The sequence below is a fragment of the Lactobacillus sp. CBA3606 genome (assembly GCF_002970935.1).
In the GTDB taxonomy this organism is placed as follows: Bacteria; Bacillota; Bacilli; order Lactobacillales; family Lactobacillaceae; genus Lactiplantibacillus.
In genome coordinates this window covers 2005845-2026339 of sequence record NZ_CP027194.1, presented here as the reverse complement: position 1 = coordinate 2026339, position 20495 = coordinate 2005845, and the positions used below count along the sequence as shown (strand labels likewise).

Annotated in this window: 19 protein-coding genes; 4 read left to right on the top strand and 15 right to left on the bottom strand. The window is 44.1% G+C overall.

The features are described 5' to 3' along the window. Positions 1-118: 118 nt before the first annotated feature. The 4 genes from C5Z26_RS09820 to C5Z26_RS09805 form a co-directional block, all read right to left on the bottom strand. Positions 119-907 carry a hypothetical protein gene (locus C5Z26_RS09820; protein ID WP_199774965.1) on the bottom strand — a complete coding sequence of 263 codons (789 nt, stop codon included), beginning with the start codon at positions 905-907 and terminating at the stop codon, positions 119-121. A gap of 26 nt (positions 908-933) precedes the next feature. Then, a complete protein-coding gene (gene htpX / locus C5Z26_RS09815; protein WP_105449782.1) occupies positions 934-1836 on the bottom strand; it encodes a zinc metalloprotease HtpX in 903 nt (300 codons plus the stop codon). 11 nt (positions 1837-1847) lie between these two features. Continuing rightward, positions 1848-2408, bottom strand: a complete 561-nt coding sequence (locus C5Z26_RS09810; RefSeq protein ID WP_105449781.1) for a LemA family protein — start codon at positions 2406-2408, stop codon at positions 1848-1850. Between the two features lie 82 nt (positions 2409-2490). Next, positions 2491-3195 carry a class A sortase gene (locus C5Z26_RS09805; protein WP_105449780.1) on the bottom strand — a complete coding sequence of 235 codons (705 nt, stop codon included), beginning with the start codon at positions 3193-3195 and terminating at the stop codon, positions 2491-2493. Positions 3196-3392: 197 nt separating this feature from the next. Here C5Z26_RS09805 and C5Z26_RS09800 point away from each other — a divergent pair, with 197 nt between their 5' ends. Beyond that, positions 3393-4532 carry a baeRF6 domain-containing protein gene (locus tag C5Z26_RS09800; protein ID WP_105449779.1) on the top strand — a complete coding sequence of 380 codons (1140 nt, stop codon included), beginning with the start codon at positions 3393-3395 and terminating at the stop codon, positions 4530-4532. Positions 4533-4698: 166 nt separating this feature from the next. On the opposite strand, the gene C5Z26_RS09795 is transcribed toward C5Z26_RS09800, so the two are convergent. The 6 genes from C5Z26_RS09795 to C5Z26_RS09770 all read right to left on the bottom strand — a co-directional run bounded on the left by C5Z26_RS09795 (position 4699) and on the right by C5Z26_RS09770 (position 10755). Beyond that, positions 4699-4944 (bottom strand): type B 50S ribosomal protein L31, encoded by a 246-nt coding sequence (locus C5Z26_RS09795; RefSeq protein WP_105449778.1) that lies wholly within the window; start codon positions 4942-4944, stop codon positions 4699-4701. A 102-nt stretch (positions 4945-5046) separates the two neighbouring features. Next, positions 5047-6336 (bottom strand): transcription termination factor Rho, encoded by a 1290-nt coding sequence (gene rho / locus C5Z26_RS09790; RefSeq protein ID WP_105449777.1) that lies wholly within the window; start codon positions 6334-6336, stop codon positions 5047-5049. 35 nt (positions 6337-6371) lie between these two features. Further along, on the bottom strand, positions 6372-7652 hold the full coding sequence (gene murA, locus C5Z26_RS09785; protein ID WP_105449776.1) for a UDP-N-acetylglucosamine 1-carboxyvinyltransferase: 1281 nt from the start codon (positions 7650-7652) through the stop codon (positions 6372-6374). Between the two features lie 218 nt (positions 7653-7870). Continuing rightward, positions 7871-9481, bottom strand: coding sequence for a CTP synthase (gene pyrG / locus C5Z26_RS09780; RefSeq protein ID WP_105449775.1), 1611 nt, complete (start codon positions 9479-9481; stop codon positions 7871-7873). Positions 9482-9655: 174 nt separating this feature from the next. Beyond that, positions 9656-10273, bottom strand: a complete 618-nt coding sequence (rpoE, locus tag C5Z26_RS09775) for a DNA-directed RNA polymerase subunit delta (RefSeq protein WP_105449774.1) — start codon at positions 10271-10273, stop codon at positions 9656-9658. Positions 10274-10317: 44 nt separating this feature from the next. Then, on the bottom strand, positions 10318-10755 hold the full coding sequence (locus C5Z26_RS09770) for a YwiB family protein (RefSeq protein ID WP_105449773.1): 438 nt from the start codon (positions 10753-10755) through the stop codon (positions 10318-10320). Between the two features lie 325 nt (positions 10756-11080). Here C5Z26_RS09770 and C5Z26_RS09765 point away from each other — a divergent pair, with 325 nt between their 5' ends. The 3 genes from C5Z26_RS09765 to yidA are packed head-to-tail and all read left to right on the top strand — an operon-like array spanning position 11081 to position 14099. Beyond that, positions 11081-11884, top strand: coding sequence for a lipoate--protein ligase family protein (locus C5Z26_RS09765; protein ID WP_105449772.1), 804 nt, complete (start codon positions 11081-11083; stop codon positions 11882-11884). A gap of 23 nt (positions 11885-11907) precedes the next feature. Next, positions 11908-13254: an HD domain-containing protein gene (locus C5Z26_RS09760; protein ID WP_105449771.1), complete on the top strand. Its 1347-nt coding sequence runs from the start codon at positions 11908-11910 to the stop codon at positions 13252-13254. A gap of 32 nt (positions 13255-13286) precedes the next feature. Further along, on the top strand, positions 13287-14099 hold the full coding sequence (gene yidA, locus C5Z26_RS09755; RefSeq protein ID WP_105449770.1) for a sugar-phosphatase: 813 nt from the start codon (positions 13287-13289) through the stop codon (positions 14097-14099). A gap of 52 nt (positions 14100-14151) precedes the next feature. On the opposite strand, the gene C5Z26_RS09750 is transcribed toward yidA, so the two are convergent. The 5 genes from C5Z26_RS09750 to C5Z26_RS09730 form a co-directional block, all read right to left on the bottom strand. After that, positions 14152-15150, bottom strand: a complete 999-nt coding sequence (locus tag C5Z26_RS09750; protein WP_234005676.1) for a hypothetical protein — start codon at positions 15148-15150, stop codon at positions 14152-14154. Between the two features lie 173 nt (positions 15151-15323). Then, the gene (locus tag C5Z26_RS09745; protein WP_105449768.1) at positions 15324-16463 is read right to left on the bottom strand and encodes an RNA-guided endonuclease TnpB family protein; all 1140 of its coding nucleotides are present in this window, start codon (positions 16461-16463) and stop codon (positions 15324-15326) included. Positions 16464-16781: 318 nt separating this feature from the next. After that, positions 16782-17804 (bottom strand): YdcF family protein, encoded by a 1023-nt coding sequence (locus C5Z26_RS09740; protein WP_105449767.1) that lies wholly within the window; start codon positions 17802-17804, stop codon positions 16782-16784. A 123-nt stretch (positions 17805-17927) separates the two neighbouring features. Further along, a complete protein-coding gene (locus C5Z26_RS09735; RefSeq protein ID WP_105449766.1) occupies positions 17928-18908 on the bottom strand; it encodes a ribose-phosphate diphosphokinase in 981 nt (326 codons plus the stop codon). A 325-nt stretch (positions 18909-19233) separates the two neighbouring features. Beyond that, positions 19234-20376, bottom strand: a complete 1143-nt coding sequence (locus tag C5Z26_RS09730; protein ID WP_234005674.1) for an MFS transporter — start codon at positions 20374-20376, stop codon at positions 19234-19236. Between the last annotated feature and the right edge of the window lie 119 nt (positions 20377-20495).

Genomic DNA, 20495 nt, shown 5'->3' with positions numbered 1-20495 from the left:
CTACTCGCATAAAAATTATACCACTTTGATAGGCCGGACTCTATGAACGCTCATAAACAAAAGCGGGTAACCAGCAGTCTTTCACAGACTACGCAGCTACCCACTCCATTAACTCACTTTATAAATGATCTTCAAATGCCGTTTTATCATGAATCTGAAGACCCCATTCACCAGAATTTAAATTAAAGCGTAACGTCGCCACATTATGGGTCCGCCTTGATTCCTCACTTCTTGCGGGATCAAACACTTCAATATCATCATTCGCCAACTTGGTATGCACGGGCACTAGTAATTGCCGTTGTCGGACCATAGATTGGTCAAAATAAATAAAGAGACCATCTGGCATCAACCGGACTAATTGTTTTAAGATAGCTTCTGGAACCCGCGGCACTTGTAAGCTCCGCATAAACATCCGCCGACCACGATATGCCGCTAAAGTATGGCGGACAATCGACGCACTCAGGACGTGACTAAAAGCCGAAATATAGTAGAAGTATAGTTTGATACCGCCATTACGTTGCTCCAAGAAAACATAATGATTGCGTAACTTATAATTGAACGGCGAGCGAATCGGCCGATTCATATGGCCCAGATAAAGTAATTCAGCAATTTCCGTGGCCGTCAAAAAATCCAAATCACCGATTTCATCGTAATCCATCCATTTAACCATGGTCGCATGACTTTGCAATAAATAACGGCGAATCTCATTTTCATCATTAATCACGTTTAAACCAGTATGCGCATTAACAGCATGTTCTTCATCGTCTACTCCAACCAGTGAAACTAAGTTAGCGGGCAACCGTTTAATGCCATGCACAAAATCGCTTTGGTCAATGCCATAAGCAAATACTAAATTATCAAGCTTTTCTAAATTCGCGTAAATATATCTGCGTTGCAACCGACTCACTCTTTCAACTGTCTATTTGGAATAACTCACATCTGCTTTAATCGTTCAATACGATCGGCCATGGGTGGATGCGTATCAAACAAATGGGTCCAAGAACGCTTGGCTTTAAATGGATCAGAAATATATAATGCCGCACTGCTCGGGTCCGCTTTTTGCATTGGCGCACTATCGTCAATCTTGGTTAACGCTGCAATCAACCCTTGTGGATTACGGGTCAACTCAACGCTGCCAGCATCCGCTAAATATTCACGGTTACGCGACAACGCCAGCTGTACTAAGCTAGCCGCAATTGGGGCCAGGATAATGACAATCACCGCGACCACCATCAAAATTATTTGTAAGCCATTACTACCCTCACGATCATCATCACGCCGACGTCGACCACCACCCCACCAAAAGGAATTTAAGCCCCAATTAACCAGTAGGCTGATTGCCGCCGTTAAGGCTAACGCAATTGTTTGTAAACGAATGTCATAATTTCGCACATGCGTCATCTCATGCCCAATAACGCCTTCTAGTTCTTCGCGGTTTAAGCGGGCTTGAATACCAGTAGTGACGGCCACCGCCGCATGTTCCGGGTTATTGCCTGTCGCAAACGCATTCGGACTGGCATCATCGATAATGAAGACTCGTGGCATTGGGACTTTCGCAACCAGCGCCATATCTTCAACCATGTGCCAAAGCTCAGGTGCTTCATCAACTTGCTGAATTTCATGGGCATGATTCATACTCATAACCACATTGGTCGACTGACCGACCATAATCCCAATATAAATTAACGCCACAATTAGGGCCATCACGAGTCCAGCCACGGCACTATCAAAAAAGACATAGCCGACCGCTAAACCAATTACAGCCACTAACATGACAAAAGCGGCCATCACGTAAACCGTGTGCCGCTTATTGCGGGCAATTTGCTCAAATAACATGGGCGTAACCTCTAATCATCAAATGAAACGGTTGGCGCAGCTTTTTCAGCTTCTGGCACCGTTAAGAATTCAGTTGGTTGGAAATGATGCACCCCAGCCACCAAATTAGATGGGAATTGTTGCAATTTCATATTATAACTAGCTGCACTTGAATTAAATAACTGCCGTGAATAGGCAATTTTATTTTCTGAATTCGTTAATTCTTCCATTAACTTGCTGAATTCCTGATTGGCTTTCAAATCAGGATAGTTCTCAGCGAGGGCGAAGATACTTTTCAATGAACCCGTTAATTGATCAGAAACCGCCATGGATTGCTGATGATCACCACTAGGAACCTGGGTTAATTGATTTCGCAACGCGACAACTTGTTCCAAAGTACTTTTTTCGTGCTTCGCATACCCTTTAACAGTGCTCACTAAGTTCGGAATTAAATCACTCCGCCGTTTCAACTGAACGTCGATTTGACTCCAAGCCTCTTGGGTGTACATCCGGGCTTTAACGATGCCGTTATAGATAATTGCATAGATTGCCACCAAGACCAGCACCACTGCAATAATAATTAATCCAACCATCAAGTGTAACCTCCTCATAAAATCTGATACTAACACTATTGTACCGTGAATCACCGCCTAACAACACTTAGCGGCTCAAAATTTAATATTTGTTATTGAAATGACTTTCAAATGACTTTTGTACAGCAGCGGGCGCTTGCGTAAAGGCCCATTTTTGTACATATTGCCCTCGAATCATTAACCGCCCCGCACCCGTCTTATCACACGTAATCAGCGTAATCAGTTTTTGACCAGGAACGTCATTAATCACCGCCACATCCGTTGCAGCAATAAACTGACGTTGCGTCGTCTTATACGCATAAATAGATTGGGCATCCGTCAAATAAATCAGTTGCCCCACTTGACTCTTATAATAGAGCGGACTAAATAAGGCGCCATGCTTAATCATGTGGTGTCCCGCTAACGCATAGTTACCCGTTCCCATCGTCTGATCGGCTTTCAACGTCCCAGCTGATAACGCGAGCGTAGCATTGCTGACACCTTTACCGATTGGCAAATATAACTCAATCGCTGGAATCGCAATCGACCCCACCACATTGACCGCCGACTTATTCAAACGAGCCTTAGCGACCGTTTGAAAATCGAGTGACTTCACTTTAGTAAAATCAAAATCACCTTGTTTTTTAGTATTCTTTTTGACCGATTTAGCCGTAATCTTGGGCGCATATGAGCTAACCATTTGGTCTTTGATCTGTTCATTAAAAATCAAAGCTAACGACAAGGCAATCAAAAGTGCAAAAACGCCTCGTCCTAACCACTTCAAGCCGGTTCTCTTCTTTGGCTGCATCGCCAGACCTCCCCCAATCCTTAACCATTATCATCACAGTTCAACGTAAATATACCTTAATTAGCCCCAATAAGAAAGGGGCGTTCTTAAATGTTTTTAAACAATCAATTATTACTTATTCAGTTCATAACATTTGCATAATCGATACTTGGTCTGTTATGCTATTAACATCAACTAAAAGAAAGTAGGTTGGACCTATGGATATCATGGTAAAAAATGATCTTAACCAATTAATGCAACAACGCGATGCCGGACCATTCATCGCCATCTATCTGAACACTGAAGCCGTTTTAAACGATTTGAACCGACGCCGTTTACAATTTAAACAACTCGTGAGTGACGCTCAGGAACAATTAACGCAACGCTTTCCTAAAACGAGTTTTCGACCGTTCCAAGTCCAATTCGATCAATTAGCTAATGACAATAGTTTCTGGTTAAAGCATACTGGCCCACAAACTGGCTTGATTGCTAACGCCCAACAACTATTAATTTTCGATTTACAAACGCCTACTGATAATCAAGTCATCGTCAACAGTATGCCAGCGATTCGACCAATCTTAGCGGACCGTCAAAATGAATTCGATTTTGACCTCTTAGCCCTAAGTGAAACTACAATGGCGCTTTACCAACAACGCCAAGGTCAATTAACAGCAGTACCGTTGCCAGATGACGCCCCCACTACACTGAAAAAAGCCCTAGGGTCTGAAAAACGTGGTGGTGACTTAAACTTTAACTCAAGCCCAGCTCATGGTGTCAACTATCATGGTCACAATGCTAAAGCTGAAGAACGCGAAATTGACCAACGTAACTACTTCTTGCAAGTCGACCAGTATTGTTTAACCCACTACTCGCAGGCGTCACAACGCCCATTAATCTTGATGAGTTTGGGGAACAATCAGGCCGCTTTCCGGAAACTTAGTAAGAACCCGTACTTGTCACAACACCTATTAATCGAGACATCGCCAAATGGCCTATCCTTAACGGAAATCCAAGCGGCAACCACTCCGATTCAAACGAAATGGCATACCGAATTAACGGATATTCTCTTAACTCGTTACGATAATGCCAAGTCAAGACAATTAGCCTTAGATGATCCATTTGACATGATTAAGCCGGCCTTAGCTGGTCGAATTGATACCCTAATTGTCGCAACGGATGCTCAAGTCAGTGGGACCATTACCGCTAGTGGTCAGGTTCAAACCACTGAATTGCGCATGCCAGATAACTTAATCGACGATTTAGTCGATGTGGTCATGAGTAAGCAAGGTCAGATTCGAATTATTCCAGCTAAGCGGATGCCCGTTGAGACGGCTGCCCTAGCGTTATTACGTTACTAATCTTAACTGATTCCAAAGACAGCCGCTGTAAGAAGTCAAACTTCTTGCAGCGGCTGTTTTGTATTGATGAGCAAGTGCGTCGACTTCGAGCGCCCACTCACAACAATTAGCGAAAACACAAAAAAAGTCACCCGATAATTCGGCTGACTTTTTATTAAATAAACGCTTATTTGAGACCATATTTCTTGTTGAAACGATCGACCGCACCATCGACCTTGGTAAACTTTTGCTTACCAGTGTAGAAAGGATGTGAGTCCGAAGTAACTTCAACCCGGATTAATGGGTAAGTGTTACCGTCTTCCCATTCAACAGTTTCGTCAGACGTTGCTGTTGAACCAGAGATAAACTTAAAACCAGTTGTTGAATCTTGGAAAACCACTTGGTGGTAATCTGGATGAATTCCTTTTTGCATAATATTACGCTCCTTTGCCCTGAATCATTTGCTGAGACAGAGATTATCATAGTTTTAATCAACGCTAAATATCTTATCATGAATCCGCGCAACACGCAACGGTTATCTATGTGACCGCCGACTAGCTGGATTAAATTTCAGACTGCCTAAATCGTGTAAGAACGCCGTATTAGTATCGGTATGCTTTAAGAATTGGAGAATCTGTTCCGTATACTCCAACGCATTCCCCGTCATTGACCGCCGTAATTGCCAGACTGGCTCTAAATTAGCCTGCCGCAACAAGAGTTCTTCTTTTCGCGTACTAGATTGTTTCAAATCTAGTGCGGGGAAGACTCGCCGTTCGGCCAATTCCCGGGAGAGCTGTAACTCCGAGTTACCGGTTCCCTTAAATTCCTCATAAATCATATCGTCCATCCGACTACCCGTTTCGACTAATGCCGTCCCTAAGATTGTCAGACTACCGCCCTCTTCAATATTTCGGGCTGAACCGAAGAACCGCTTGGGCTTATAGAAAGCCGTTGGGTCTAAACCACCAGATAACGTGCGCCCACTAGAAGGCATCGTTAAGTTGTACGCACGCGTCAACCGTGTGATGGAATCTAACAAGATGACCACATCCTGTTTATCTTCTACTAAGCGACGGGCCCGCTCCAAGACCAGTTCTGCCACACGAACATGGTTTTGTGGTTGTTGATCGAAAGTTGAGCTCACAACCTCGCCTTTAATCGAGCGTTCCAAATCAGTCACTTCTTCTGGCCGTTCATCAATTAATAACATGATTAATTTTGCTTGGGGATAATTCGTCATAATCCCATTAGCAATATTTTTAAGCAGCGTCGTTTTCCCCGCCTTAGGGGGCGCAACAATTAAGCCCCGTTGCCCGAAACCAATCGGCACAAATGTATCAATCAACCGAGTTGATAACGTTTGCTTATTGGTACTCAGCTTAATCTGACGTTCGGGATACAACGGCGTGAGCGCTGGAAAATGGGGCCGTTGTTTCGCCTCATTCGGATCCTTACCATTAACGGTGCCCACGCGCATCAACCCATAATACCGTTCACTGGGCTTGGGTGGCCGAGCTTGCCCAGCGACATAATCCCCATTGCGTAATCCAAAACGATGAATTTGCGACTGCGAAATGTAAATATCCTCTTGAGAAGGGCCGTAATTAATTGGACGCAAAAAGCCGTAGCCCTCTTGTCCAATTATTTCAAGGACACCTTCCATTTGGACAAAGCCGCGCTTCTTATCTTGTTCTCTTAAAACTGCTAATGACAATTCTTTTTTATTCATTTGTGAATAATATTGAATTTTATAGTCACGCGCATACGTATAAATTTCCTTGAGGGTCTTTTGCTCAAGGTCATGCATCGTTAAAATCTTTTCCATTATCACTGCTCTTTCTCAGCTTATGATGGGCGGATTTAGCCCTCAGGAACCTGTTCGTCAGTTGCGATTTCGACATCGGCACCTAACGTATGCAACTTTTCAACCACTCGGTCATAACCACGTAAAATATTATCGGCGCGAGAAATCTCAGTCGTTCCATTGGCAATTAGTCCAGCAATCATTAAGGCCGCACCGGAGCGGATTTCTCCGGCCTCCACGTGCGCACCTTGCAGATGAGCTGAATGGCCCACCACAATTAAGTTATCTTGAACGTGAATATTAGCGCCCATTTTTCTTAGTTGTGCAATGTGTTGCGTTCGTTGTGGATAAATCGTATCAATGACCACACTGCTCCCGTTAGCCCGCAATAATAGTGGGGTAATCGGTTGTTGTAAATCCGTGGCAAAGCCTGGATAGGTCATCGTCTTAACCCGCACTGGGCTTAATTCCCCAACACGCGGCACATAAATACTATCTTCATTAATCTGTAGATCAACGCCCATTTCGAACATTTTAGCCGTGAAGGACTCCATGTGTTCTGGAATCACATTCTTTAATAAGACGCCATCGCCCATCGCCGCAGCTAATGACAAATAAGTCCCAGTTTCAATCCGATCAGGAATAATCGTGTGGGTTGCTCGTGACCGTAATGAGTCCACACCTTCAATCCGGATAACATCCGTACCGGCACCGCGAACTTTGGCCCCTAAGTTATTCAAAAACGTGGCTAAATCAATAATTTCAGGTTCTTTAGCAGCATTCTCAATAGTCGTCGTCCCGTGTGCTTTGACGGCGGCTAAGATAATGTTAATCGTTGCCCCAACTGAGACGACGTCTAAGAAAATACGGGCGCCATGTAAGCCTTCCGTACCCGTCGAAATAAAAACGGAATCATTTTTTTCGACAACGTTGGCACCCAGAGCCTTAAACCCTTTGATGTGCTGGTCAATTGGACGCGGACCGATATTATCCCCACCGGGGAATGTAACGGTTGCTCGATTAAATCGCCCGAGTAATGCGCCCATAAAATAATAAGAGGCCCGCAAGCTTTTAATTGCGTGACTTGGTAATTCAGATTCATTAATATGCGTTGGATCAATCGTTAAAACATCATTTTCAAAAGTGGAATGGACATTCATCGATTCCAGAATAATTTTTAAATTGTGTACGTCTAAGATATGCGGAACCGTATCAAATCGGACCGGAGTGTCTGCTAGGATCGCAGCAGGAATCAGTGCGACGGTACTATTTTTTGCGCCACCGATCGTTAATTCCCCAGAAAGTCGTTTTCCGCCATGGATAATCATTTTTTTCATAACATAACTTTCCTCGCTAAATAAGTGTCACACTGTATCATACAATCAATAACCATAATAAAGAATGTCATGCAAAAAAACAACCAATATCAGGAAACTGTAATCTTTTTTGCGCATAAAATTTTAAACTTAATAAATTTAACCGTTTTCATTACCGATTTTAACTTTTCTTGTAAAAAAAATAAGCTTGGGTTACCCCAAACTCATTTATTCAATCGTTATTTAACAGTACCCGTCACATTTGCGGCATCAATGAAAGCCTTGAATAAGCCTTCAGGCCGGTTGGGACGTGATAAAAACTCTGGATGATACTGACTTGCAACAAAGAACCGTTGCTTAGGTAATTCAATCACTTCTACCAAGCGGTTATCTGGCGAAGTCCCAGAAAAGACCATCCCTTTAGCTTCCATCGCTTCACGGTATTCGTTGTTGAATTCATACCGATGACGGTGCCGTTCCATGACAACTTCTTCATTATGATAAGCTTTAGCCGCAACCGTTCCCGGCTTCAACTTGCAAGGATAAGCGCCCAAACGCTGGGTACCACCCATTTCTTCAACATCTTCTTGGTCCGCCATCAAATCAATAATGTTGTCTGGCGTGTCTGGATCAATTTCTGTTGAATTAGCCGTCTTTAAGTTTAAGACGTCACGGGCAAATTCAACACTTGCCATTTGCATTCCTAAACAAATCCCTAAGAATGGCACATCGTTTTCGCGCGCATACTTAATGGTCGTAATCTTACCTTCAATCCCACGATCGCCAAAGCCACCGGGAACCAAGATACCGTCTGCATCGCCAAGTAAGGCTTGCACATTTTCAGGCGTAACCTCTTCGGCGGAAATCTTATTGAGTTCAATTTCGGCATCATCCGTATAACCGGCATGCTTTAAGGCTTCTGTAACAGAGATATAGGCATCTTGTAACGCAACGTACTTCCCAACCAAAGCAATCTTAATTGTCCGTGAGAGGTGCTGTACGTGCCGTTCAAGGTTTTCCCATTCGCTCATATCAGCCTTAGGTGCTTGCATTTCAAAATGATCTAAGACAATCTGATCCATATTTTGTTTTTGCACATTCAATGGAATAGAATAGATCGTCTTAACATCCAAGGATTCAATTACGGCTTCTGGTTCAACATCACAAAATGACGCAATCTTATTACGCATTTCGCGCGTAATTGGTTGTTCAGTCCGTACCACCAACATATTAGGTTGAATTCCGTAACTCCGGAGTTCTTTAACGGAATGTTGCGTTGGTTTGGTCTTCATTTCACCCGCAGCTCGCAAATAAGGAATTAAAGTGGTGTGAATGTAGAACACATTGTCTGACCCTAAGTCACTCTTCATTTGGCGTAACGCTTCAATAAATGGTAAGGATTCAATATCCCCAACCGTCCCACCAATTTCAGTGATAACAATATCAGAATCAGTCGTCGTGCCGGCCCGCATAATTTTTTCTTTAATTGCATTAGTAATATGTGGGATAACTTGGACCGTGGCCCCTAAATAATCGCCCCGTCGTTCTTTTTGTAGAACTTCTGAATAAATCTTACCGGTCGTTACATTGGAATACTTGTTCAAGTTAATGTCGATGAACCGTTCGTAATGTCCCAAGTCCAAATCAGTTTCCGTCCCGTCATCAGTAACAAAGACTTCACCATGTTGGTAAGGACTCATCGTACCAGGATCAACGTTGATATATGGATCAAACTTCTGAATGGTGACTTTTAAGCCCCGATTTTTCAGTAATCTCCCTAATGATGCTGCGACAATACCTTTACCAATTGACGACACAACGCCACCAGTTACAAAAATATATTTGGTCATGTGATAACTCCTTAAAGATTTATTTCGTGGGGATATTATAAATAAAGAAAACTCCCTATTCAGTGAATAGGGAGCTTGATTTCGTTCGTTTGTCTCTAGTATGACTACCAGAGAGCCCAAATAAGATAATACAAGTAGAATGAACATTCGTCAAGTTAAATCCTGGCAAATAGGCTACTTGTTTTCGGTTTCGTCGTCATCATCATCGAAGTCGTCATCATCATCGTCATCGTTCAACTCGGATAATTGACCTTCGATACCATCTGGCAACGTTTCGTCAGCGGCATCATCATCGGTATCATCGACACCAGATAAATCATCATACTTGCTGGCGCTAGCCGAATCATCATCGTCATCGGTCTGATCGTCATCATCATCGTAGTTATCATCGTCTTCAGGATCGTCGTCATCGTAATCGATTACGTCATCATCGTCCCCGGCGTCTGCTAAGAAGGCATTAACCTTCTTACGCTTTTTACGCTTAGGCCGATCTTCATCCTCATCATCGTCGGTATGAATAACCGCTTCGTCAATGGATTCAAATGGGTACCATGCACGCAGGCCCCACATATTATCACCGAGCGAAATGAAACTACCATCGATATTTAAATCGGTATAAAATTGTGATAAACGCTCCCGAATCTCTTCGTCGCTTTTACCTAAATAAGATTGTACCGCGTTAGCTAAATCGGCAAAGCCCATGGCATCACCATGTTGCGATAAAATCGCATGACCAACCTCGATTAAAGATAATTCGGACTTCTTCTGTCCATCAAATTGTTTTAGTTCCAAACTGGTGCACGTCCTTTCCACGGTTTACAGTTCATCATACCAAATCAAGCTGTAAATTGCAATCGCAGCTTGTAGTCGCCAATGGGTTGTTCGCCCGCATATAACTGATAGTTAACGTTGACTTCACCGGAAAATGGTCGTTCTCGTAATCGGACCTGTAGCATCGGCGTCACCGTGTCGACCGGCAAAATACCCATCGGTGTCCGATAACGAGCTTGAATCCGTTTGCCATTAGCAAAATGGAGCCGTAACCGATTTTCAGCACTCCGCGTCAAGACCACATCGCCATTGGAAACCAGTTTGATGGTTACGGGAACGGGCGCCGCATCATCACTCACTTCTTTGTACCGCAAGTAAAAAGCGTCCCCCATTTGTACTAACTGACCCTCAACATCCAGGGCATAATTAGCGGTATCACCTGCTTGGACCGCTTGCGTCTCCAGATGGATTGCCACTGGGACCCCCGTTGTTAAATCGTCCATCACTGTTCCTCCTAATCAGTAGCCGTTTCAAGTCACCAGTCATCAACTGTGCTTGAAACCAACCTTATTTAAATTACTTATTATCAATAATACTATTTTAAACGCTCCAGCCGAAACCAGCAATAACTAGCCTCGGATTCGACTAATTAACCAAATATCGGCGGTAAAATTAGCCCCTCAACGCCGGTATCAATCACTAGTTTAATTATAAGCCATGTTCTTAAAAACCCCTAAAAATTAATCTATCCCGTAATTGCCCTGCGTGGTGCTTACTTTTCGAGTATAATTAACGTTGTAACCGATATTTTGAGGGGATGGCACCGTCATGCAGTCAACTATTGCAACTTTAACACAATTTTACCAGCCTGACGAAATCGTGGACAGCTTTGCTTATACGAACGCTTTATTATGGTTAACTGCTGAAATCCAGCAACCATTAGTTCACTATTGGCAGTTGCCCGCAACCGTCATCTTAGGCTTACTCGATCAACAACTGCCAGCCTTAGCGACGGGGCTCGCTGACCTTAATGCGGCCGGCTATCAAACGTTATTGCGTAACTCGGGCGGCTTAGCGGTCGTTTCAGATCCCGGTGTGCTGAATGTTTCACTCTTTTTACCAGCACAACGGGCTGACTATTCCATTGAAGCTGCTTATCAGCTGATGACGCGCTATGTGCAAGCCGTTTGGCCAGCTTGGCCGATTCAGGCCGGCGAAATCACCCACTCTTATTGCCCGGGGACTTATGATTTAAGTATTGCAGGTCAAAAGATCGCCGGCATGTCACAACGGCGAACTGCCTCCGCATTAGTCATCATGCTCTATCTCAGTGTAAACGGTGATCAAACACAGCGGAGTCAACTCATCCAACAATTCTATCAAACCAGTTTAGCCGGCCAGTTGGACGACCGTTTTCCCCAAGTGGACCCCCGCGTCATGACGACCATGGCAGCGAAATTGCAGCGCCCATTAACGGTTCCAACCGTCATTCAGCGCTTTGATACCGTTCTCGCACAACATGGTACCGTCGACCAGCAACAATTACCACGGTTAATCGCCGAGCCTGAGTTTCAAGCGCACTTGGCTCACGCTTATCAACAAATGCGACGCCGTCAAGAACGCCTTAAATAAAATTAGTGAACGGAGGCATTTAATTGTCATATCGTAATCAATTATTGCCCATGGAAAAGGTCTTTCGCGACCCCGTCCATGACTATGTCTATATTCAGCACCAAGTGATTCTAGACCTTATTAACACCTCTGAATTTCAGCGGTTGCGTCGCATCAAGCAATTGGGCACCACGTCATTAACTTTTCATGGCGCCGAGCATTCCCGCTTTGGTCATTGTTTGGGCGTTTACGAAGTTAGTCGCCGCATCTGTGATAACTTTGAACGCAATTATCCGACCAAAACACCCGGTGACGGCGGTTGGGATGACCGCGAACGCCTCGTCACACTGTGTGCCGCTTTGCTTCATGACATTGGCCATGGCGCTTACTCGCATACCTTCGAACATATTTTTCATACCGACCACGAAGCATTGACCGTCAAAATCTTGACGTCACCGGAAACTGAAGTGAATCAAGTCTTGCGTCAAGTGGCACCAGAATTTCCAAGTCAGGTCGCTGCGGTCATTCAAAAAACGTATCCTAATCCCCAAGTCGTCCAAATGATTTCTAGTCAAATTGATGCCGACCGGATGGATTATTTATTACGGGATTCTTATTTCACTGGTACCAATTATGGTAATTTTGATTTAACTCGTATTTTACGGGTGATGCATCCCTATCAAGGTGGCATTACGTTTGCGATGGAAGGCATGCACGCAGTTGAAGATTACATCGTCAGCCGCTTTCAAATGTACATGCAAGTATACTTTCATCCAGTCTCACGTTCAATGGAAGTCATTTTAGACCACCTATTGGAACGGGCTAATGAACTTTATCAAAGTCATGCAGCTGACGCTGAGGCCACCCCGCACATGTTATTACCATTTTTCAATAACGACTTTACGTTACAAGACTATCTGCGGTTAGACGACGGCGTCTTAAACACCTACTTTACCCATTGGCGTGATAGTCAAGATCCAATCTTAGCTGATTTAGCCACCCGCTTTTTAGATCGCCGGCCTTTAAAATCAGCTCGGATTGATGCCCAAACGCAGTCACTCGTCCCACAACTCCAAACGTTAATCGAGCGGGCCGGCTTTAATAGTCATTATTACACCGATACTAATGATAGTTACGATTTACCTTACGATGCTTATGACCCCAAGATGAAAAAACCACGGACGCAGATTGAATTAATGCAAGAAGACGGCAGCTTAGTTGAACTCTCAACAGTCAGCGATCTCGTCCGGGCGATTACTGGGAAAGTCTCTGGCGATCGGCGTTTCTTCTTTCCTAAAGAAATGTTGAGTCGGACGGCTGAGGTTGATTTATTCGATCCTATTTATCAAGCCTTTCAGCAACACATTCAAAATGATCGGTTAATTATTTAACACTTATTATTTTACATGGAGGAATTAGTCTAATGTCAGTTAAGCTCATTGCCATCGATATGGATGGCACCCTACTAAACGAACACAGTGAACTCAATCCAGCAACAATCCAGGCCGTGCAAGCCGCCCGGGCCCAGGGCATCAAAGTGGTGCTCTGCACGGGTCGGCCCTTAAGCGGCGTCACGCCGTTTTTAAAGCAATTGGCCATTACTGGGGATGACGAATACGTCGTGACCTTCAATGGTGCTATGGCTCAAACCGTGGAAGGCCGTATTATTACTAGTTTAACGCTATCGCACAATGATTATATTGATATTGAAGCGTTGAGTCGCAAGATTGGTGTTCATTGTCACGTTGAAAGTGAAGACCATATCTATACCGCCAATGCTAACATCAGCCCTTATACGGTAGGTGAAAGTTTCTTAGTTAATATGCCCGTCCGTTATCGAACCGCTGAACAGATGCGATCTGATCTGCCGATTGTGAAATGCATGTTCATTGATGACCCCCAGATTCTAGCGGCAGCCATTAAAAAAATTCCAGCTGAAATTTATGACCGTTATTACTTGGTTCAATCAGAGGCATACTTTTTAGAATTGATGAATCCAGCAGCCAGCAAAGGTCGGACCTTACAAGTACTTGCTGAACGATTAGGCTTCACGGCCGATGAAGTGATGGCTATCGGTGATCAAGGCAATGATCTCAGCATGCTTAAATATGCAACGAATAGTGTTGCAATGGGTAATGCAATTCCCCAAGCAAAGGCGCTCGCTAAGTACGAAACCAAAACCAACCGCCAAGACGGCGTCGCCCATGCCATTAATACTTGGGCCCTCACTAAATAACCGCAATTAAAAAACGAGCCTGGAAAATCAGGCTCGTTTTTTTGTGTTGCCATTATTCAGAATCATGGTTAGCTTGTTGTTCAACCTGCCCACTCATCGGATAATACCGATAAATATCGGTCGTACTCGTCGCACCAGTATCAGCGGCATGACTGACTTCAATCTGATAATAATGAGTCGTCCTAGCAAGCACGTTAAACTGGTCAGACTTGGCAAAAGTGACCGTTGCCGCTGCCTTGAACTCACTCAAGATGGCTTGATCAGAGACCGCACGACTACTCGTGCTACTGGTCGATTCGTCAGCTTGGCTCGCCGCCGTCTCACTACTTGTACTAGCCGCACTGCTACTCGTACTGCTCTCAGCAGTGACACTTGAACTGGTGGTACTCGTGGTCGCGGTATGACTACTACTAGTCATACTTGTACTAGCGACCGCCGAACTTGCTTGCCCCGAACTCGTTGATTGCGAAGCTTCATAGTTCATGATGGCTTGCTTCATTGCCAGCGCTTTTTTCTGTAATTGTTTAATGACTGGGTGAACTGGATCAATTTGGTCTAACTTATCAATCGCTGTTTTCGAACGGGCTAGTGCATGCACACTTAACTCATCACGAGCCGTATTATAATAGCTGTTCGCTAACTTAACTTGCTGATACTGATGCACCAGTTCAGCACGCGCTTTAATGAAAGTGGCATCAGTTGTGCCTTGATAAGCAGTTAACGTCGCAAAATAGCCCTTGGCTAAGCTCAATTCATTATCATTAAGAGCTACCGCCGCTTTTTGATAATACTTTAAACCCGTCGTCAAATTATCAATCGTTGCATTTGACGTCTTAGCGGTCGCCAACGTTTGTAACGCCGTCGCAATTCTTTGGTGCGAAATTTGTTGATTCGCCTTAGTCAAAACCATTGCATTACTATGCGTGGTCGTTCCAGCAGTGGTTGAACGATTCGTTGTGCCCCGCGAAGTTGACGCACAACCTGACAAAGTGAAAAGCCCAAATAAGATGATCACCATCAGCCCCAAACGTGGTCGATGTGTAAGATCCACGGCAAATCCCTCCCTTTTAACTTCGTCCATTATAACATTAACCTCGTGAACTACTCGACCATAAATGACCGAGCTTCTGAGAACACTGCTAACTTACACAATAGCGACTAGCACTATGCCCAGCGGTTACAGCTATTTATCACGGCTCGTTCCGAGCCTAGCTAGTCTTTTCTTTAAGCATTCAATATGTTCTTGGCGGCGTTAATATCCCGATCATGGTTAACGCCACAACTAGGACATGTCCATTGCCGGATAGCTAGCCCATGCTTGCCGTCATCATAACCACAGTCAGCACAAATCTGGCTGGTTTTCCGAGGGTTCACAGTGACCAGTTGCTTACCATACCAAGCACATTTATAGTCAAGCTGAGTGCGTAATTCCCGCCAGGCTTGATTGGCAATTGCGCGAGCGAGTTGATGATTGCTGAGAAGATTTTTGGTTTTCAAATCTTCTATTTTAATCACATCGTACAGCGTTACTAGTTTCTTAGTGAGTTGATGTAAATAGTTATTTCGCCGGTTAGCGATTTTTTCGTTATATTTGGCAACCATGAGACGCGCCTTGCGATAATTACTGAAGTCGTTCAATTCACGCGGCTCTACTACGTGATTGTGTTTATCCCACGCAATTTCTCTCATGGCTTGTAATCTTCGCCGGGCTAGCCGTTTTTCCCAATAGTGTTTCTTCTGCGATAGGGCCTTGTCAAAACGAACGGTAGGATATTTGACACCCTCGCTGGTAATCATTAAATCCGCCACACCCATATCAATCCCTACCGATTGCTTAGTTTTCGGCAGTTCTTGGACGTCATTATCGACTAACACAATGGCGTAGTATTTGCCGGTGGCGGATAGCCGGATTGTGACGTTTTTAATCTTACCAGTGAGTTGTCGGCCAGATTTAAAGGCAAGATGACCTAATTTTGGGATTTTAAGCTGATGTTGATCGATTTGACTAATATTATGATTGACTGAATTAGACTGATAACTCTGTTTGGGAAACTTACGTGATTTGAACTTCGGAAAACCAACGTGTTCCTTAAATAATTTCTGAAAAGCATGATGTAAATCACGACTAACATGTAAAAGACTGGTTGATTCCGCTTGCTTGAGGAAAGGGTATTCCTGTTTAAGACACTTAATCAGATCATTCATGCCAAATTCATTGACGTAGACGCCACCGTTATTATGCCGCTCAATCTGCATACTTAATAACTGGTTCCAGACGAAACGACAGCAACCAAAGTTGTTAATGATTTTTTCTTGTTGATTAATTTGAGGGTATATTCTTGTTTTAATTGCCCGCAGCGTCATCTATATGCCCCTCTTTTATTCGTTGGTCATCAATACTTGTTGGGTAAGTGGTACTAATGCTTTCGATATCATAACTAGGTAATCACCAGTGACGATTAGTTTTTACCGATAACTTTGGCGATACATTAACTAACTAAGTGGCTATAATCGTCGTGACAAATTTCCATCTATTCAATACTAAATCCGCATTTTGAAATGATTTCTATTAAATATATGCGACGTACAAAACAAAAAGCGATTCATCACGTCCTTAAAAGAACATGTTTCCTCGCCTAATTCAAAAAATACCACTTGTTTTCTCAAAACCACCACACTAGCCTAAATTAACTTTACTAACCAGGCCCCATAAACCAAGGTCAAACCAATGACCGCAACAATGTTAGCCCAGTGATATAACACAATCAAAGCCAAATACTCGCGAAACATCGCGAAGGGCACATAGTACCACGGGGTCCGTGCTCCTCGACTAACCATATTCAGCCGTAACCGGCGTGCTAAAATATTAGCGCGCAGCACATGATAATCACTGGTCACCACGACCGCTCGATAAAAAGGCTGGCGTTTGACCAACCAAGTATGCGAGAATTTTAAATTTTCAAGCGTCGAGGTCGACTGATTCTCTTCTTGAATCACGTCAACTGGTATGCCTAACGCCACGAGATATTGGCGCATAGCCGTACTTTCAGCCATGATTTCATCCGCCCCTTGACCCCCTGAAACAATTAACTTAATTGGTTGATGATGTTGCGCGCGTTGCCCACGATAAAATTTAGCCGCCGCTTTTAATCGGTAACTTAAGGTCCGTGTCGGTCGACCATCTGGCATTAAGCCAGCGCCTAACACAATAATTGCATCGACCGGGCCACGCCGACCTAACCGCGTCGTCACCCCCGCTACCAGATACGCCAAAAATCCGGCCGCAAAATAGGCCGTTAGTACTACCGCTAGCCCCAATAATTCCCAGAGCCAGCGTTGTCGCCAGCGCAACCCATTTAACGCCAATAATCCAAGCATGGTAACCAATAAAACACCGACAATTGCCAACAAACTATAATGTAAGTGCCAGCCTTCCTTACGAATTAAACGATAACTATACCGAATAAAACTCAGGGCCACGACCAATACGAGGATTGGTAACACCAAATAACCCACTAATTTTAGCCCCACGATAATAAATTGCCAGAGGGGACTCGCTTGATTGCTAACTGTCCGATAGGCTGCTAAGGCCAGTCCGATAATTGCAGCACTCACAAAATACCCCGTTAACCAGCGCCGCCGATCCGTCAATTGTAACGTGACCGCAATGACCAAAGCCAAACTACCCCAGTAAAACCAATTCATGTCACCCCACCTCCCTTTTAGTTCAATACTTCCATTGTAGCCACAAATAACCCTAATTGTAGGTTTTAGTAATAAAAAAAGTGTTTGGGTTATTGCCCAAACACTTCGTCATTAAAAATTAGTCTAGTTTTCTTCGTTATGGAACCGATTTTTGAACAATGGACTAACTGGTTTGTTTTCATGAATGAACTTAATGGCTTGACCCATCAATTGTCCCACGGAAACTTGAACAATCTTATCAATCTGCTTTTCAGCGGGTAAAGCAATCGAATCTGTCACAATTAATTTCTTGATTGGTGACTTTTCAATCCGTTCAATTGCTGGGCCTGAAAGGACTGGATGCGTACAGCTAGCATAGACATCCGTCGCACCAGCATCCATCAAGGCTTGCGCCCCTAGGGTAATCGTCCCAGCAGTATCAATCATATCATCAATCATGATGGCCCGTTTGCCCTTCACATCACCGATAATATTCATCACTTCAGCAACGTTAGCCCGTGGCCGCCGCTTGTCAATAATGGCAATTGGGGCCTTTAAGAATTCAGCTAACTTCCGCGCCCGAGTCACCCCACCATGATCTGGTGAAACCACAACGGCATTTTCAGCTAAGTGATGCGTTAAGAAATAGTCAGCCAACAGCGGTGCTCCCATTAAATGATCCAATGGGATATCAAAAAATCCTTGAATTTGAGCAGCATGTAAATCAAGTGCCAAAATCCGAGTTGCCCCAGCTGTTTCCAGCATGTTAGCAACTAGCTTGGCAGTGATTGGTTCCCGCGAACGCGCTTTACGGTCTTGACGTGCATACCCATAGTAAGGGATGACCACATTGATGGTCTTAGCACTAGCCCGCCGTAACGCATCAATCATAATCAATAATTCCATTAGGTTATCATTAACTGGTGCTGAGGTGGATTGGATGATGTAAACTTGGTCACCACGAATACTTTCCTCAATGTTAATGCGAATTTCGCCATCGCTAAACCGATCGACGGATGTCTTACCTAACTTAACACCAACGGCTTCAGCAATTTTTTCTGCCAATGGTTTATTTGAATTCAAAGCAAAAATCTTCAACTTTGGATCAAAATACTGTTCTGACATAATTTCCTCCATTCAAAACTTATTACATATAAATAATATGCATTTTGGGGCCGAAAAGCAAGCCCCCTTAACCGTTATAAATTGCATTAGACTGGGCTAGCAGTAGCTATTTCGGGTTTTTAACGCCGTTGTTACTTTAATATTAAAGTTTCGTGAGGTGAAATTCGTTCGGATTTTACGGTCATGCCGACTTAAACCAAACAAAACGAAACCGTTATCACAAATTTAGGCTCAGCTTAAGCGAACTGTGTTAGTGATTTTTTCCCGAACACCTTTATTTTTATGACGTTATTCGATCATCCCGTTCAACGTTAACCAAATCCAGTCACCGTTTTGCCAACTGAAGCCACCCCAGTAGACCTAATGCTAGCATCAGTCCGACCGCAAAAGTCGGTGTGGCCCCGCCGATATTATAGCTTAAAACAAATCCCAAGCTACCGATTGGTGTTGCCAACATGACGGCCGTGCTAATTAGGCCAAAAATTGCACCTAATTGTTGCGAATCGGCTTTGACCATCATCAAAGCAAAAAACTTAGGATCCAACTTACCAGTCAAACAGGCCAAACTAAAGGTGCCTAACAAAATCGCCCCCAAATGGGGATATATCAGTAGCACGAGAAACTCGCCGGCCAAGCAGCCAGCAATGCTGATGATGAGTTGCTGTATACTGAGTCGATCTAACCAAGTTTTTTTTGTCAGACCACCAACTATCGTTCCGCCAACAAAGCCCAAATCCACTAATAGCAGGGCAACACTATAGCTGACCGGTAACTGATTAGCGCGATCAATAAAGAATAGATTCAACGTGGCGGTTAATCCGTTAGCCAACAGGTTACACCCCATCACAAGTCCTAATCCGCTAATTGCCGATAGTTGCATCACTTCACGTAATACTGGCTGCAAAGCCGGCCATACCGGCGGCTGTGAGTGTGGTGCTGGCAATTGGCTAGTCACAGGCATTTTGATTGTGGCATGACCGAGTTGCAGGCAGACCGCCGCCAATAAAAAGGCAATGGCATTCAAGTCGCCCGCCAATGCATAGTTATGCGTTGCTGCCAATACAGCGACCCCGCACGCTTGCCCAATCGGTTGAACCAATGTCCCGACACTCTGATTCAGACCTAACGCTTGTTGTCGGTCGCTAGCTGCGATGCGGGCCTGCAACACTAGGGTAAACAAGCTACTACCGTAATTACCAAGCGTATCAGAACTCACGTTAATGGCGACGACCACGTAAAAAATCCAAACGGTATGCTGATTAATCATCTGTGCTAGCACTAAATACAAGCCCGCTTGCACTAACTTGGTCTGAATCATCAACCGCGGTTTCCGCTTAGTCTGATCCGCCGCTCGACCGGCCAGAACACCAAAAGCACTCGGTAAAACGGTTGCTATGGACACGATTGAAACCAATAGTTTGGGCTGCGTAAAACTCTTGGCATAGGTTAACAAAATAATATTAAACAAGCTGACCCCCAACGTTGAAAAAAAGTTGGCGCTAACTAGCGTTTGAACGGTGCGATTTCTCAATATCATGTGCAATGTTCAAGACCTCCCTAATTGACTAACCCTTAGTTTACGTGGCA

Excerpts from the sequence above, each read along its gene's own strand:
- C5Z26_RS09735 (WP_105449766.1), bottom strand. The coding sequence starts at position 18,908 with ATGTCAGAACAGTATTTTGATCCAAAGTTGAAGATTTTTGCTTTGAAT.
- C5Z26_RS09800 (WP_105449779.1), top strand. The coding sequence starts at position 3,393 with ATGGATATCATGGTAAAAAATGATCTTAACCAATTAATGCAACAACGC.
- C5Z26_RS09795 (WP_105449778.1), bottom strand. The coding sequence starts at position 4,944 with ATGCAAAAAGGAATTCATCCAGATTACCACCAAGTGGTTTTCCAAGAT.
- C5Z26_RS09810 (WP_105449781.1), bottom strand. The coding sequence starts at position 2,408 with ATGGTTGGATTAATTATTATTGCAGTGGTGCTGGTCTTGGTGGCAATC.
- C5Z26_RS09740 (WP_105449767.1), bottom strand. The coding sequence starts at position 17,804 with ATGAATTGGTTTTACTGGGGTAGTTTGGCTTTGGTCATTGCGGTCACG.
- C5Z26_RS09770 (WP_105449773.1), bottom strand. The coding sequence starts at position 10,755 with ATGGACGATTTAACAACGGGGGTCCCAGTGGCAATCCATCTGGAGACG.
- C5Z26_RS09765 (WP_105449772.1), top strand. The coding sequence starts at position 11,081 with ATGCAGTCAACTATTGCAACTTTAACACAATTTTACCAGCCTGACGAA.
- rho (WP_105449777.1), bottom strand. The coding sequence starts at position 6,336 with ATGGAAAAGATTTTAACGATGCATGACCTTGAGCAAAAGACCCTCAAG.
- murA (WP_105449776.1), bottom strand. The coding sequence starts at position 7,652 with ATGAAAAAAATGATTATCCATGGCGGAAAACGACTTTCTGGGGAATTA.
- pyrG (WP_105449775.1), bottom strand. The coding sequence starts at position 9,481 with ATGACCAAATATATTTTTGTAACTGGTGGCGTTGTGTCGTCAATTGGT.
- C5Z26_RS09745 (WP_105449768.1), bottom strand. The coding sequence starts at position 16,463 with ATGACGCTGCGGGCAATTAAAACAAGAATATACCCTCAAATTAATCAA.
- htpX (WP_105449782.1), bottom strand. The coding sequence starts at position 1,836 with ATGTTATTTGAGCAAATTGCCCGCAATAAGCGGCACACGGTTTACGTG.
- C5Z26_RS09805 (WP_105449780.1), bottom strand. The coding sequence starts at position 3,195 with ATGCAGCCAAAGAAGAGAACCGGCTTGAAGTGGTTAGGACGAGGCGTT.
- yidA (WP_105449770.1), top strand. The coding sequence starts at position 13,287 with ATGTCAGTTAAGCTCATTGCCATCGATATGGATGGCACCCTACTAAAC.